The sequence below is a fragment of the Ornithinimicrobium sp. CNJ-824 genome (assembly GCF_001942405.1).
In the GTDB taxonomy this organism is placed as follows: domain Bacteria; phylum Actinomycetota; class Actinomycetes; order Actinomycetales; family Dermatophilaceae; genus Ornithinicoccus; species Ornithinicoccus kibberensis.
In genome coordinates, this window is record NZ_MKKA01000001.1 from 23345 (window position 1) to 36575 (window position 13231).

The 13231-nt window shown below is 76.9% G+C and carries 11 protein-coding genes and 4 pseudogenes; 8 read left to right on the forward strand and 7 right to left on the reverse strand.

Going from position 1 to position 13231, the window contains the following annotated elements:
- Positions 1-23 precede the first annotated feature (23 nt).
- Both BJF81_RS00105 and BJF81_RS00110 read left to right on the forward strand, forming a co-directional pair.
- The gene (locus BJF81_RS00105; RefSeq protein WP_075956654.1) at positions 24-1352 is read left to right on the forward strand and encodes an isochorismate synthase; all 1329 of its coding nucleotides are present in this window, start codon (positions 24-26) and stop codon (positions 1350-1352) included.
- Entirely contained in the window at positions 1349-1849 is a 501-nt protein-coding gene (locus BJF81_RS00110; protein ID WP_075956655.1) for a GNAT family N-acetyltransferase, read from the forward strand. The genes BJF81_RS00105 and BJF81_RS00110 overlap by 4 nt, the downstream gene beginning before the upstream one ends.
- Here the strand turns inward: BJF81_RS00110 and BJF81_RS00115 are convergent.
- Positions 1839-3089: an MFS transporter gene (locus tag BJF81_RS00115; RefSeq protein ID WP_083663861.1), complete on the reverse strand. Its 1251-nt coding sequence runs from the start codon at positions 3087-3089 to the stop codon at positions 1839-1841. The genes BJF81_RS00110 and BJF81_RS00115 overlap by 11 nt on opposite strands.
- Positions 3090-3421: 332 nt before the next feature.
- Here BJF81_RS00115 and BJF81_RS21245 point away from each other — a divergent pair.
- Both BJF81_RS21245 and BJF81_RS00125 read left to right on the forward strand, forming a co-directional pair.
- Positions 3422-3649, forward strand: a pseudogene (locus tag BJF81_RS21245) (GNAT family N-acetyltransferase); the annotation flags it as partial.
- Between the two features lie 184 nt (positions 3650-3833).
- The gene (locus BJF81_RS00125; protein ID WP_158068584.1) at positions 3834-4529 is read left to right on the forward strand and encodes a sterol carrier protein domain-containing protein; all 696 of its coding nucleotides are present in this window, start codon (positions 3834-3836) and stop codon (positions 4527-4529) included.
- A gap of 7 nt (positions 4530-4536) precedes the next feature.
- On the opposite strand, the gene BJF81_RS20585 is transcribed toward BJF81_RS00125, so the two are convergent.
- Positions 4537-5220, reverse strand: a complete 684-nt coding sequence (locus tag BJF81_RS20585; protein WP_342447027.1) for a thiamine pyrophosphate-binding protein — start codon at positions 5218-5220, stop codon at positions 4537-4539.
- A complete protein-coding gene (gene menD, locus BJF81_RS20590; protein WP_342447028.1) occupies positions 5187-6263 on the reverse strand; it encodes a 2-succinyl-5-enolpyruvyl-6-hydroxy-3-cyclohexene-1-carboxylic-acid synthase in 1077 nt (358 codons plus the stop codon). The genes BJF81_RS20585 and menD overlap by 34 nt, the downstream gene beginning before the upstream one ends.
- 47 nt (positions 6264-6310) lie before the next feature.
- Between menD and BJF81_RS18770 the strand changes: the two are divergent.
- The 4 genes and pseudogenes from BJF81_RS18770 to BJF81_RS16565 form a co-directional block, all read left to right on the forward strand.
- Positions 6311-6915 (forward strand): annotated as a pseudogene (locus BJF81_RS18770) (FGGY family carbohydrate kinase); the annotation flags it as partial.
- Between the two features lie 255 nt (positions 6916-7170).
- The gene (locus BJF81_RS18775) at positions 7171-7809 is read left to right on the forward strand and encodes an FGGY-family carbohydrate kinase (protein WP_237769935.1); all 639 of its coding nucleotides are present in this window, start codon (positions 7171-7173) and stop codon (positions 7807-7809) included.
- A gap of 71 nt (positions 7810-7880) precedes the next feature.
- Positions 7881-9026 carry a hypothetical protein gene (locus BJF81_RS18780; RefSeq protein WP_237769922.1) on the forward strand — a complete coding sequence of 382 codons (1146 nt, stop codon included), beginning with the start codon at positions 7881-7883 and terminating at the stop codon, positions 9024-9026.
- A 227-nt stretch (positions 9027-9253) separates the two neighbouring features.
- Complete coding sequence (locus tag BJF81_RS16565) at positions 9254-10207, forward strand: helicase-associated domain-containing protein (protein WP_237769936.1); 954 nt, start codon at positions 9254-9256, stop codon at positions 10205-10207.
- A gap of 58 nt (positions 10208-10265) precedes the next feature.
- On the opposite strand, the gene BJF81_RS00145 is transcribed toward BJF81_RS16565, so the two are convergent.
- The 4 genes and pseudogenes from BJF81_RS00145 to BJF81_RS21255 all read right to left on the reverse strand — a co-directional run.
- Entirely contained in the window at positions 10266-10652 is a 387-nt protein-coding gene (locus tag BJF81_RS00145; protein ID WP_075956657.1) for a DUF302 domain-containing protein, read from the reverse strand.
- Positions 10649-11040 (reverse strand): annotated as a pseudogene (gene trxA / locus BJF81_RS00150) (thioredoxin). The gene BJF81_RS00145 and the pseudogene trxA overlap by 4 nt, the downstream one beginning before the upstream one ends.
- A 130-nt stretch (positions 11041-11170) precedes the next feature.
- The gene (locus BJF81_RS21250) at positions 11171-12013 is read right to left on the reverse strand and encodes a M13-type metalloendopeptidase (protein ID WP_446740528.1); all 843 of its coding nucleotides are present in this window, start codon (positions 12011-12013) and stop codon (positions 11171-11173) included.
- Positions 12005-13197 (reverse strand): annotated as a pseudogene (locus BJF81_RS21255) (peptidase M13); the annotation flags it as partial. The gene BJF81_RS21250 and the pseudogene BJF81_RS21255, both read right to left, overlap by 9 nt.
- Between the last annotated feature and the right edge of the window lie 34 nt (positions 13198-13231).

Here is a 13231-nt window from a genome sequence, read left to right on the forward strand (position 1 = left end):
CGCACCACCTACAGTGATCCCTCGTGCCCCCGCCTCCACCGCGCCTGCGTGCGCGTTCGGTCGCGGTCGACGTGACCGGCGACCTGCTCACCCGTGTCCCCGACGAGGTCGACCCCCGGGAGGTGGTCGCCTGGCTGCGGGAGGGGGACGGCATGGTCGGCTGGGGCCGGGCCGCCGTCGTGCGGACCGCCGGGGCCGGACGCTTCGAGGCCGCCGAGGCCTGGTGGGACCAGGTCCGCGCGGACGCGCAGGTCGAGGACGAGGTCCGGCTGCCCGGCAGCGGTCTGGTGGCCTTCGGCTCCTTCGCCTTCTCCCCCCGCTCCGGCGACGAGAGCGTCCTGACCGTGCCCCGGACGCTCATCGGCCGGCGCGACGGCCTGGCCTGGGTGACCCAGGTGGTGGCCGGGGACGAGCCGTGGCCGGCCGGCCACCCGGCCGAGATGCTGGCCCGGAGCAACCCGCACCTGGGCCGGCTCGACCCCCTTGTGGAGCTCCCCGGGACCGTGCCGGCGACGGACTGGCCGCGGGTCGTGGCCCGGGCGGTCCGCCGGATCGGCACCGGTGACGTCGAGAAGGTCGTCCTCGCCCGCGACGTGGCGGTGCGCCACCGCGACGGGGACGTCGTCCGGGTCGCCCCGGTGCTGGAGCGCCTGCAGGCCCGGTACGGCGCCACCTGGACGTTCGCCGTCGACGGCCTCGTGGGCGCGACCCCCGAGATGCTCGTCCGGCTGCAGGGCGGGCGGGCCCGGTCCCGGGTCCTGGCCGGCACGATCCGCCGCGCGGAGGCCGCCGCCGCGTCGCCGGTGCCGCCGACCCCGGCCGGGGACCACCCGACCGATCCCCGCCTGCGGCTGGTCCGCAGCGTCAAGGACCTCGACGAGCACGCCTACGCCGTGCGGTCGGTGGCCGAGGCCCTCAGGCCGCACTGCACCGACCTGCAGGTGCCCGAGGACCCCTACGTCCTGGAGCTGCCCGACGTCTACCACCTGGCCAGCGACCTGACGGGCCGGATGGTCAGCGGCGCCACGTCGCTGCGGCTGGCCGCGGCCCTGCATCCCTCGGCCGCGGTCTGCGGCACGCCCACGCCCGCCGCCGCCGCGGTCATCGAGGAGCTCGAGGGGATGGACCGTGGCCGGTACGCCGGCCCGGTCGGCTGGGTGGACGGCTCGGGCGACGGCGACTGGGGGATCGCCCTGCGCTGCGGCGAGCTGGCCCCCGACCGGCGTTCGCTGCGGATCTTCGCCGGCGGCGGGATCGTGGCCGCCTCCGACCCCCGGGCCGAGCTGGCCGAGACCGAGGTCAAGCTCACCGCGATGCGCCACGCGCTGGGGCTGCTCCCGGAGCAGCGGTGACCCTGCGGCTGCGGCCGCCCGGCCCCGGCGACGAGGCGGCCGCCCGGGCCCTCCACGAGGAGCTGCTCGCCGACGGCTTCAGCTTCCTCCTCTCGGACGGGACGTGGGAGGAGGTGCTGGCCAGCTGCGAGCGCGACGCCGCCGGCACCGACCTCCCGCCCGACCGGGTGCGGGCCGACTTCCTGCTCGCCGAGGTGGACGGCGAGGTGGTGGGGCGGGTCTCCGTCCGGCACGAGCTCACCCCCTCCCTGCTCGAGGTCGGCGGGCACGTGGGGTATGCCGTGGGCCCCCGGTTCCGCAGGCGCGGCCACGCCACCGAGATCCTGCGGCAGTCGCTCGCCCGCCTGCGCGACCTGGGGGTGGAGCTCGTCCTGGTTACCTGCGACGACGACAACACCGGTTCCGCGCGGGTGATCGAGGCCTGCGGGGGCGTGCTCGAGGACGTCCGGACCGTGGAGGGGCACCTGCCGAAGCGTCGCTACTGGATCACGCCCTGACCCGTCGGTCCTGCCCGGCCCGCTGGTCGCGCATGACCGGCGCGACCACCACCATGCCCAGCAGGAACGCGACGACCAGGAACAGCGCCCGGTCCAGCCCGACCAGCTCGGCGAGCAGCCCGATCGTGGGTGCCCCGAAGAGGAACGCGCCGTAGGCGATCGTCGACACCACGGTGATCGCCCGGTTGCCCCGTCCGGGGACCTCCCCCGCCGCCGACATCGCGGCCGGGAAGATCGTGGAGACCCCCAGGCCCCACAGCAGCCCACCGACGAGGGCCATGGTCGTCGAGGGCACGAGCGTGACGACCAGGATGCCGGTCGCGGCCAGCACACCCCCCGCGCGCACGACCGCGGCCCGGCCGAACCGGTCGATGGCCGGCCCGCCGACCAGCCGGCCGACCGTCATCGTCAGGTTGAAGGCCGTGAGCGCCAGCGCCCCGAACGCCGCCGGGGCCCCCTGGACGTCGACGAGCAGCAGGGCCAGCCAGTCGTTGGCCGACCCCTCGGCCAGGGCCGCGGCCAAGCAGACCAGACCGATGAGGATCTCCAGCCGGGTGAGGCCCAGTCGGGGCGGCCGCTCCTGCACTCCGATCGGTCCCCCGCTCGCCCCGTCTCTCTCCTGACCGACGGTCTCGTGCACGAAGCGGGTGGCCCCCAGCACCCCGGCCGCCGCGGCGAGCGCCGCCAGCACGGGCAGCTGGACCAGCCCGACCCCGAGCCAGGCCAGCAGGGCACCGGCCCCCGAGCCCAGGACCGCGCCGGCGGAGAAGCCGGCGTGGAAGTAGGGCATCCAGGTCCGGTCCCGCTGCTGCTCGACGTGGGTGGCCTGGATGTTCATCGCCACGTCCCAGATGCCGACGGCGACGCCGGTGACGACCAGCGTGGCCATGAGCACCGGCGCCGACGGGGCGAGCGCGACCGCCCCCCACCCGAGGCAACCCACCAGGACGGCGGCGAGGACGACCCGGCGGCTGCCGAGGCGGTCGACCAGCCGCCCCGTGAACGGCATCGCGAGCAGGGACCCCAGCCCCATCCCCATGAGCGCCAGCCCCAGCTGGGCCTTGTCCACCCCGAGCGCGTCGCGCACCGCCGGGACCCGGGCCAGCGCCTGCCCCATGACGAACCCCGCCGCGGCGAAGACGACCATCACGGCCGTCACCGACCCTCGGGCGGGCACCTGGCCGTGCCCACCACCGGCGCGCGGGTCGACGGCGGTCGGACGGGGGGCGTCGGCGGGCACGGTGCGGCGGTCCTCTCGGGCAGGCGTGGGGGCGCGGCGACGTCGGCACGCGGAGACGGCAGGGCGGCGGGGCTGGACGTCCCCGAAAACCCCTGGCCCCGCCCACCCTACGACGCCACACTGGTCCGGTGGACATCGACGCACGCCTCATCGACCTGACCCCGGAGGACCTCGCCCGCGTCCAGGAGCTGGACACCACCGTCTGGTTCGAGGTCGTGCCCGGCACCCGGCCCGAGGAGCTGGTCGAGCACCTCGACCTGCGGCACGCCCGGGCGCTGGAGCGGACCGGGCCGCCGCTGCCCGGCGAGCCGGGGCGGGACCGCCCTCCGCTGGTGGGCATCTACAGCGCCTACGACCTGCAGCTCACCGTGCCCGGTCCCGAGGACGGGCTGCGGACCGTGCCGATGGACGGTCTCACCTGGGTCGGCGTCCACCCCGACGCCCGCCGCCAGGGGATGCTCACCCGGATGATGCGCGACCACCTGCACCGGGTGCACGACCGGGGCGAGGCCGCGGTCGCCGGGCTGCACGCCTCCGAGCCGGCGATCTACGGGCGCTACGGCTACGGCGCGGCCAGCCTGGACGTCAAGCTCGTCCTCTCCCGGGGCCAGGAGCTGCGCGTCCCCGACGAGCTGGCGGCCGCGGCGGAGACGGTCGACACCCACCTGGTGACCCTCCCCACCCCGGAGCGCGGCGGCCCTGCACGAGGCGCACCGGGCCTGCGCCGCGGCCAGCGTGGGCGCCGTGACCCGCCCGGACGCCTTCGCCGGCTCCTGGTTCCGCGACGTGCCGAAGGCCCGCGGCAGCAAGGAGCCGCGCCGGCTGCTGCTCGCCCGCCGCGACGGCGTCCCGACCGGGTATGCCGTGCTGCGTCGCGAGAGCAGGTGGGAGGACGAGACGCCCCGCAGCGCGGTCGACGTCGCAGAGCTCGGCGCGACCGACCACGCGAGCCTGCTCGCCCTCGTGCGCCGGCTCGTCGACCTCGACCTGACGACGAAGGTGACCCTGTGGGGCCGCTCGGTCGACGACCCCGTCCTGTGGTGGAGCGGAGGCCCGCGCTCGGTGGGCGTCCGCGCCATCGACAGCCTCTGGCTGCGGCTCGTGGACCTGCCCCGGGCCCTCACCGAGCGGGGGTATGCGGTGTCCGCCCCGCTCGACCTCGTGCTGGAGGTCGTCGACGACCTCTGCCCGTGGAACGCGGGCCGCTGGCGGTTCGCCGTCGACGGCTCGGGAACCGCGACCTGCGAGCGCGCCGCCGACGGCGACGAGACCGACGTGGTCCTGCCCGTGGCCGCCCTGGGGGCCGCCTACGCGGGCGGGCGGACGGTCGCCGCCCAGGTGCCCACGCTCGGGGTCCGCGAGCTGAGGGCGGGCGCGGTCGGCCGGCTGTCCCGCGCGATGCGGGCGGACACCGAACCGGTGGGGGCCATCGGCTTCTGACCGGCGCTCAGCCCGCCGGTGGCCGCAGCCGGTCGCGCAGCGGCCGGTGGCCGGCCCGGTCGACGGGCACCTCGAGGACGCGGATGCCGGAGGCCGGCCGTCCCAGGAGGTCGGCGAGGGCCACGGTGGTGCCCACCCGGTGGTGCTCCACGCGGTGGGCGGCGCACAGGGCCTCCAGGTCGGTGCCGTGCGGGGTGCCGAACAGCCGCTCGGTGGCCGCCCGGCTCCCGGCGGTGCCCGACCGCGCCGGGTCCCCGTACTCCAGGGTGGAGAAGATGCCGCCGCCGTCGTCGTTGACCACGACGACGGTCAGGTCCGGCCGGGGCTCGTCCGGCCCGACGAGCAGGCCGTTGGCGTCGTGCAGGAAGGTCAGGTCGCCCAGGAGCGCGACCGTGCGGCCACCGCCCCCGCCGGCCAGGCCGACCCCGACGGCGGTGGAGACGGTGCCGTCGATGCCCGCCAGGCCCCGGCCGGCGACGACCCGCGGGGCGCCGGGCTGCGCGAGCAGCCCGAGCCCGGTGGCCAGGTCGCGGGGCCCGTTGGAGGACCCCAGCACGAGCACGTCGTCGTCGCCCAGGGCGGCGGCCACGGTCGTGGCCACCGACGGGCCGGTCGGGCCGGCGGACGGGTCCGTCGAGGCGGCCCGGACCTGCTCCGTCAGCTCCTCCCCCAGCGCGGTCCACGCCCCCACCCAGGCCGGTGCGCCGGGGGCCGGCGCCGGCGGCGTCCGCAGCACCTCGGGCCCGCGGACCACCTGCACGACGTGGGAGGGGTCGGTCCAGGACGGGCCCGCGGACACGTGCTCGACGACCGCCCCGGGCAGCCGCACCAGGCGCCCAGCTCCCGGAAGAGGGTGAGCCGCCCCACGACGACGACCCGGTCCGGCCGCAGGGCGGGGTCCGCCAGCGCACGGGCGGCGGCCACGGGCGCGTGCCGGACCACGTGCGGGCCGGTGGGCAGGACCCCGAAGGGCTCGGCGAGCACCGGCCACCCGGCGGCGCCTGCCCAGCCCAGGGCCGCCCGCGTCAGCTCCGGGGTCGGCAGGTCGCCGAGCAGCACCAGCGTCCGCTCCCCCGGACCCATCGTCTCCCCGGGCCCGGCCACCCGCACCCAGGGCCGGCCGTCGGGCCGGCCGTCGAGCGGTTCGGGCCAGCCGTCGACGTCCTCCAGCGCGGGGGCCAGGGGGTCGCGGAGGCCCACGTTGAGGTGCACCGGGCCCCTCCTGGACCAGCCCGGTCCGGACGCGGGGTCGAGCGCCGCCGCCAGCGCCCGGCACACCGTCGAGCGCCAGTGCCCGACCTGCCCGGCACGACGTCCGGGCGCCGGCAGGTCGACCTCCCACCGGGGGGCGGCGCCGAACAGGCCCGGCTGGACCGTCGTCTGGTTGGCCCCGGTCCCCCGCAGCTCGGCCGGCCGGTCGGCCGACAGGACCACGAGGGGCACGCCCCCGTGGTGCGCCTCGAGCACCGCCGGGTGCAGGTTGGCCACCGCCGTGCCGGACGTGGTGACCACGGGGACCGCGCGACCGGAGGCGCGCGCCATACCGAGCGCCAGGAAGGCCGCCGACCGCTCGTCCACGCGCACGTGCAGCCGCAGCCGGCCGGCCCGGTCGGCCTCCTCCAGGGCGTAGGCCAGCGGCGCGGACCGGGACCCCGGGCACAGCACCGCCTCCCGGACACCGCCGCGCACGAGCTCGTCGACGAGGACCGTGGCCAGGGCCGTGGAGGGGTGCACGGGGCGATCCTGCCACGGCCCGCGCAGGCCCCAGTAGAGTGCCGACCATGGCCTCCGACTTCGACATCGAGCTCAAGGACGCCGTCCCTCCCCTGGTCCTTGCGCTCGACGTGGGCTCGACCGCCAGCCGGGGCGCCGTCTACGACGCGCACGGTCGTCCGGTCGGCAAGCGCGCCAAGGTCCCGCACACCTTCACCACCGCGCCCGACGGCACCTCCGAGATCGACCCCGACCAGGTCGTGGACGAGGTCACCACCCTCATCGACCAGCTGGTGGAGGCGCTCGACGGCACCCCGGTCGCCGGGGTGGCGCTGGACACCTTCGCCTCCTCGATGGTCGTGGTCGACGACGACGGCGCCCGCTGACCCCCTGCTTCACCTACGCCGACTCCCGCTGCGCCCCCCACGTGGCCGCCCTCCGGGTCGAGCTCGACGAGGAGGCCCTCCAGCAGCGGACCGGCACCCGGGTGCACGCCAGCTACTGGCCGGCCCGGCTGCGCTGGCTGGCCGAGGCACGCCCCGAGGTGGTCGGGCAGGCCGCCCGCTACCTGTCCCTGGGCGACCACGTGCTGCACCGCCTCACCGGCGCGCTGGGGACCGGCACCTCCACCGCGGCGTGGACCGGGATGGTGGACCGGCACACCGCCGACTGGTACCCCGAGCTGGCCGAGATCGTCGGGATCGCGCCCGGCCAGCTGCCACCGATCCACCACCTGGACCAGCCGCTGCAGGTGGACGAGCGTCGCAGGGCCAAGATCGCCAAGCGGTGGCCCACCCTGCAGGACGCGGTCTGGTACGCCGCGATCACCGACGGCCTGGCCGCCAACGTCGGCCTCGGCGCCTACGACGAGACGAGCATGGGCGCCTCCTGCGCCACCTCGGGCGCGCTGCGGGTCCTGGTCCGGGAGATGCCCGACGAGCTGCCGCCCGGGCTGTGGTGCTACCGGGTCTCCCACGACCGGGCCCTCGTCGGCGGCGCCCTCAACGACGTCGGCCGTGCGCTGGCCTGGGCCGACGTGACGCTGGCCGTCGACCAGATCGAGGACGAGGAGCTGTCGGCCGCGCTGCTGGCAGAGCCGCACCCGACGACGCCCCTCGTGCTGCCGTTCTTCACCGGCGAGCGCAGCACCGGCTGGGCCGCCGACGCCCGGGCCGTCGTCGCGGGCGTGTCCGCGGGGTCGGCGCCGGTGGAGGTCTACCGGGGCGTCGTCGAGGGCATCGCGCTGTCCTACGCCCGCATCGTCAGCCAGCTGCGCGAGGTCGCCCCGCAGCCGGAGCGGCTGTTCGCCGGCGGCAGCGTGACCACCGACCACCCCGAGCTGCTGCAGGTGATGGCCGACGCGATGCGCACCCCGGTGACCCCGGTCCGGATCAAGCGGACCACGTTGCACGGCACCGCGCTGCTGGCCCTGGAGTCGCTGGCCCCGGACGTGCGCCGCGCCCGGCCGGACCGCGGGCGGGCCCTGACGCCGGACTACAACCGGCGCCGCTACTACACCGACCGGTTCCAGCGGTTCGAGCGGGTCTACGACGCGCTCTTCGGCTGAGCCGCGACCACCGTGACGGCCCTCGAGGACCCGGTGGCCCGTCCCCGAAGGGGCAGGCGGGCAGCGGCATGGTGAGCGTCCGGTCGCTCGCCGACGACCTGCGGGCCCGCGGCGACGACGAGCTGGCCGCCCTGCTCCGGGCGCGTCCGGACCTGGCCCGGCCGGCCCCGGCCGACGTCACCACCCTGGCGGCCCGCGCGACCACGCTCGCCAGCGTGCGCCGGGCGCTGGACCACCTCGACCTGGCCCACCTGCAGGCGCTGGAGGCGGTCGTCGTGGCCGCCCCCGCCGCCGAGGAGGAGGTCGCCGGGCTGCTCGGCACCTCGGTCGCGCTGGCCGGACGGCTGACCGCCCGGCTGCGGACCCTGGCGCTGTGCTGGCGGTCCCCGGAAGGACTGGTCGCCGCCCGGCCGGTCCTGGAGGTGGTCGGCGACCCCGCCGGCCTGGCTCCCGCCGACGTCCGGCCCGGTCCGGCGGCGGCCGACCCGGACGCCGGTGACCCGGTCGCCGCGCTGCCGCGGACCGGCCCGGCCGAGCGTCAGCTCCTGGCCGCGCTCACCTGGGGCCCGGCCGTGGGCACGCTGCCGCAGGACCCGGACGCCCCGATGGCGGAGGCCGCCCGGTCGCTGGTGGCGGCGGGCCTGCTCGTGCGGCAGGACGAGGCCCACGTCGTGCTGCCCCGGGCCGTGGCCCTGACGCTGCGGGACGGACGGCTGCACCGTCACCCCGCACCCGAGCCGCCGGCGGTGGAGCGCACCGTCCTCGACCAGGAGGTCGTCGACGCGGCCGTCGGCGGTCGGGCCGGCGACCTGCTCGTGCTGGTCACCGAGGTGCTCGACCGGTGGGGGGTCCGGCCACCGCGGGTGCTGCGGTCCGGCGGCCTGGCCGTGCGCGACCTCGCCCGGCTGGCCGCGCACCTGGAGGTGGACCGGGACGAGGCCGCCTGGCTGCTGGAGACCGCCCTGGCGGCGCGGCCTGGGTGGCCGCCGACGACGGCGGCCCGCGGGGCGACGCCGAACCGGCCTGGGTGCCGACCACGGCCGCCGACGAGTGGCTCGCGGCCGGCCCGGGCGAGCGGTGGGCGGCCCTCGCCACGGCCTGGTGGTCGATGGCGGCCGCACCCAGCCTGGCGACGTCCGGGGACGCGGGGCGGGTCAACGCCCTGTCGGTGCACACCTCCTACCCCCTGGGCCGGGTGCGCCGGCACGACGCCCTGACGGCGCTGGCCACGCTGCCCCCCGGCTCCGCGCCCACCCTCGACGGGCTGACCGAGCTGCTGCGCTGGCGGCACCCGCTGCGCACGGCACGGGCCGCCGACCTCGGACCCGGCCTGGAGGTCGTGGCCCGGGAGGCCGAGTGGGCCGGTGTGACCGGCCGGGGGGCGCTCGGCGGGCCCGGCCGCGCGGTGGTCGCCGGGGACCCGCCGGCGGTCGCGGCAGGCCTCATGGAGCCCCTCGTCCCCCCGGCCGTCGACCACGTCCTCCTCCAGGCCGACCTCACCGCGGTCGCGCCGGGACGGCTGGATGGGCCGGTGCGCTCCCTGCTGCACGTGGTCAGCGACGTCGAGTCGCGCGGCGGGGCCAGCGTGCACCGGTTCAGCGAGGCCAGCGTGCGGCGGGCCCTGGACCTGGGGTGGTCGGCCGACCGGGTGCTCGCGGAGCTGGCCGAGGCCTCCCGGACCGGGGTGCCGCAGCCGCTGGACTACCTCGTCCGCGACGTGGCCCGGCGGCACGGCCAGGCCCGCGTGGGTGCGTGCTCGGCCTACCTGCGTTCCGACGACCCCGCCCTGCTCGACCGGATCGAGCGCGACCGCGCCCTGGGCATGCTCCAGTGGCGACGCGTCGCCCCGACCGTGCTGGTCAGCCCGGTCCCGGCGCCGACCGTCGTCGACCTGCTGCGGGAGGAGCAGTACGGCCCCCTCGTCGAGGGCGGCGACGGGGGCCTGCGGGTCGCCCCGACCACGGCCCGGCGCACCTCCCCCCGGCCTCCCTCGCCGGTGCGCGTGAGCACGGTGGACGAGGAGGTGGCCCGCCAGGTCGTGGCCCAGCTCCGCCGGGGCGAGGCGTCCCGTCCCCGGGCGGGACGCGACGGGGGTGCGGGCCAGGGCTGGCCCGCTGCCGGCGGGTCGGGCACCGGCGGGAGGGGCGCGGAGGGGAGCGCGGCGACGACGGGCGGTCGGAGCGCCGACCCGGTCGTGGTGGCCTCCGTCCTGCACGAGGCCGTGGCCGACGGGGTCCCGGTGCGGATCGGCTACGCCGACGACGCCGGCGGGGTGGGCTGGCACCTCGTGCGGCCGTTGGCCGTGGAGGCCGGGCGGCTGCGGGCCGGGGTCGGCGACGGCGACGCCCGGCGCACCTTCCTGCTGCACCGCATCACCGGGGTCTCGCCGGCCGGCTGAGGCGGGGGACGCCGACGGCCCGGCCCCCGCGGGGGGACCGGGCCGTGCGCGGGCAGGCTCAGCCCAGGGAGTCCAGCGCCTTCTGCAGCCGCTCCTTGGCGTCGGCGGCCACGGGGGCGAACGCGTCGCCGGCCAGCCGGCTCATGGCGTCGGGGTCGAACGCCTCGACCCGGGTCGTGCCGTCGCCCAGGTCACGCACGGCGACGTTGCAGGGCAGCACGGTGCCGACCGAGGGGTCCACCTGCAGCGCCTGGTGCGCCAGCGGCGGACGGCAGGCGCCGAGCACGATGTGGGCCGGCACGTCCACGTCGAGCTTGTCCTTGAGCGTCCTGGCGAAGTCGATCTCGGTGAGGACGCCGAAGCCCTGCTCGGCCAGCGCGGCCCGGGTCGCCTCGACGGTGGTCGGGTAGTCCTGCTCGACGGTGACGCCGATGGTGTAGCTCATCGCGTTGCCTCCTCCTTCTCGGTGTCGGACGCCTGCCGCTCGGCGATCTGCGTCCGCACGTGGTCCATGTCCAGCCCGCGGACGGCCTCGATGACCTGCTCCAGGGCGGGAGCCGGCAGGCGCCTGCCTGCTCGAACACCAGGATGCCCTCCCGGAAGGCCATGAGGGTGGGGATAGAGCTGATCTGGGCGGCGGCGGACAGCTCGCGCTCGGCCTCGGTGTCCACCTTGGCGAAGACGACGTCGTCGTGCTGCTCGCTGGCCTTCTCGTAGACCGGGGCGAACATCCGGCACGGCCCGCACCAGGAGGCCCACCAGTCGACGAGGACGATGTCGTTGTCGGTCAGCGTGCTCTCGAAGTCGGTCGTGGCCAGGTCGACGGTTGCCATGTGACGGTGCTCCTCGGGGTCGGGGGAAGGGTTTCGGGCGGTCCGGGGCCTGCGGTCCCGGGCGTCGGGGGCGTCAACACAACATACCCGGTGGGGTATTCCGTGCCGGGTGCCGCCGCCCCCGCACGGCTCAGAAGACGCGCACCCGGTCCTCGGGCGCGAGCCAGAGTCCGTCGCCGGCCGTGGTCCCGAACGCCTCGTGGAAGGCGTCGACGTTGCGCACGGTGTTCGCCCGCAGGTCGGCCGGCGCGTGCGGGTCGACGGACAGCAGCCGCCGGGCCTCCTCCGGACGGGCGGTGGTGCGCCACACCGAGCCCCATCCGAGGAAGAACCGCTGGTCCCCGGTCCACCCCCCGATCTCGCGCCGACCCCCGCTGGCGATCCGGTAGGCCAGGTGGGCCAGCTCCAGGCCGCACAGGTCGCCGATGTTCTCGCCGACGGTCAGGCCGCCGTTGACGGTGGCCTCGTCGTCGGGCAGGTCCCGGGGGGAGAGCGTGCCGAACTGCTCGACGAGCCGCTGGGCACGGGCGTCGAAGCGCTCCCGGTCCTCCTGCGTCCACCAGTCGGTCAGCGAGCCGTCCCCGGCGTAGCGGCTGCCCTGGTCGTCGAACCCGTGCCCGATCTCGTGGGCGATGACCGCCCCGATCCCGCCGTAGTTGGCCGCGTCGTCGGCGTCGACGTCGAAGAACGGCGGCTGGAGGATGGCCGCGGGAAAGACGATCTCGTTGAGCATCGGGTGGTAGTAGGCGTTGACGGTCTGGGGCGTCATCAGCCACTCGTCGCGGTCGATCGGGCGACCGACCTTGGCCAGCTGCCGGTCGGTCTCGAAGGCGTTCCCGCGCCGGACGTTGCCGACCAGGTCCGTCGGGTCGAGCCGGTACCCGGCGTAGTCGCGGAAGGTGGGCGGGTGCCCGATCTTGGGCCGGAAGGCGGCCAGCTTCTCCAGGGCGCGGTCCCGGGTCTCCGGGCTCATCCACTCCAGCTCGCCGATCCGCTCCCGGAACGCGGAGACGACGTTGGTCACGAGCTGCTCCATGCGCTCACGCGCCGCCGGGGGGAAGTGCTCGGCGACGTAGAGCTCGCCGGCCGCCTCGCCCAGCAGGGCCTCCACGAGCGCCACGCCCCGCTTCCACCGCTCCTTGTTCTCCGGGGTCCCGGACAGGGCCCGGCCGTGGAAGTCGAAGTGCGCGGCGACCAGCTCGTCGGTCAGGTAGGGCGCCGTGGCGTCCAGCAGCCGGACGGCCAGCCAGGCCCGCCAGGTGTCCACCGGGACCTCCTGCAGGGCCAGGGCGACGGCGGCGAGCACGTCCGGCTGCCGGGCCACGACCCGGTCGAGGGCTCCCGCGGGGGCGCCCAGGCCCTCGGCCCAGGCGTCCCAGTCCCACCCGGGCGTGCGGTCCGCGAGCTCGGCGCGCTCCAGCCGCGTGTAGGACCGGACGGCGTCGCGGGCCGCGACCCGGTCCCAGTGGGCGGCCGCGATCCGCTCCTCGAGGCCGTACACCGCGGCGACGGGGTCGGGACCCAGGTCGAGCCCGGCCCGCTCCAGCGCGGGGGCCGCCAGCCCGAGCAGCCGGCCCAGGTAGCTCCGGTAGGCCGCGCGGACCTCGGCGTGCTCGTCGTCGGTGTAGTAGGCCTCGTCCGGCAGCCCGATCGCCCCCTGGTGCAGGTAGGCCACGTACTCCTCGGGGCTGCCCGCGTCGCGGTGACCCAGGTGTGCACCAGGCCGTCGGCGCCCTCGCGCTCCTGCTGGGCGCTCACGCGCACGACGTCGGACGGGCCGGTCACCGCCGCGATCCGGCCCAGGGGCTCCACGAGCGGGTCGGTGCCCAGGTCCGCGACCCGGGCGGTGTCCATGAAGCTGGCGTAGAGCGCACCGACCTTGCCCTCGGGGCTCTCCGGCTCCGGCAGCCGGTCCGCGGCACGCTCGATGAGCTCGCGCACGTGGGCCTCGGCCGTCTCCCGGAGCATGTCGAAGGCGCCGTAGCGCGCCCGGTCGGCGGGGATCTCGGCGGTCGCCAGCCAGGTCCCGTTGACGTGGGCGAACAGGTCGTCCTGCGGCCGCACCGACGGGTCCATGAGGGAGCGGTCGATGCCGGCGGGCGGCGTCCCGGCGCCGTCGGGATCGGTGGGGGTCTGGCTCTGGGTGAGGAACTGCATACCCCCACCGTATGCGGCGACGCGTCCCGGCCGC

Coding starts and splice junctions, on each gene's coding strand:
- BJF81_RS18775 (WP_237769935.1), top strand. CDS start 7,171: ATGCCCGACGAGCTGCCGCCCGGGCTGTGGTGCTACCGGGTCTCCCAC.
- BJF81_RS16565 (WP_237769936.1), top strand. CDS start 9,254: ATGGAGCCCCTCGTCCCCCCGGCCGTCGACCACGTCCTCCTCCAGGCC.
- BJF81_RS00145 (WP_075956657.1), bottom strand. CDS start 10,652: ATGAGCTACACCATCGGCGTCACCGTCGAGCAGGACTACCCGACCACC.
- BJF81_RS21250 (WP_446740528.1), bottom strand. CDS start 12,013: ATGAGCCCGGAGACCCGGGACCGCGCCCTGGAGAAGCTGGCCGCCTTC.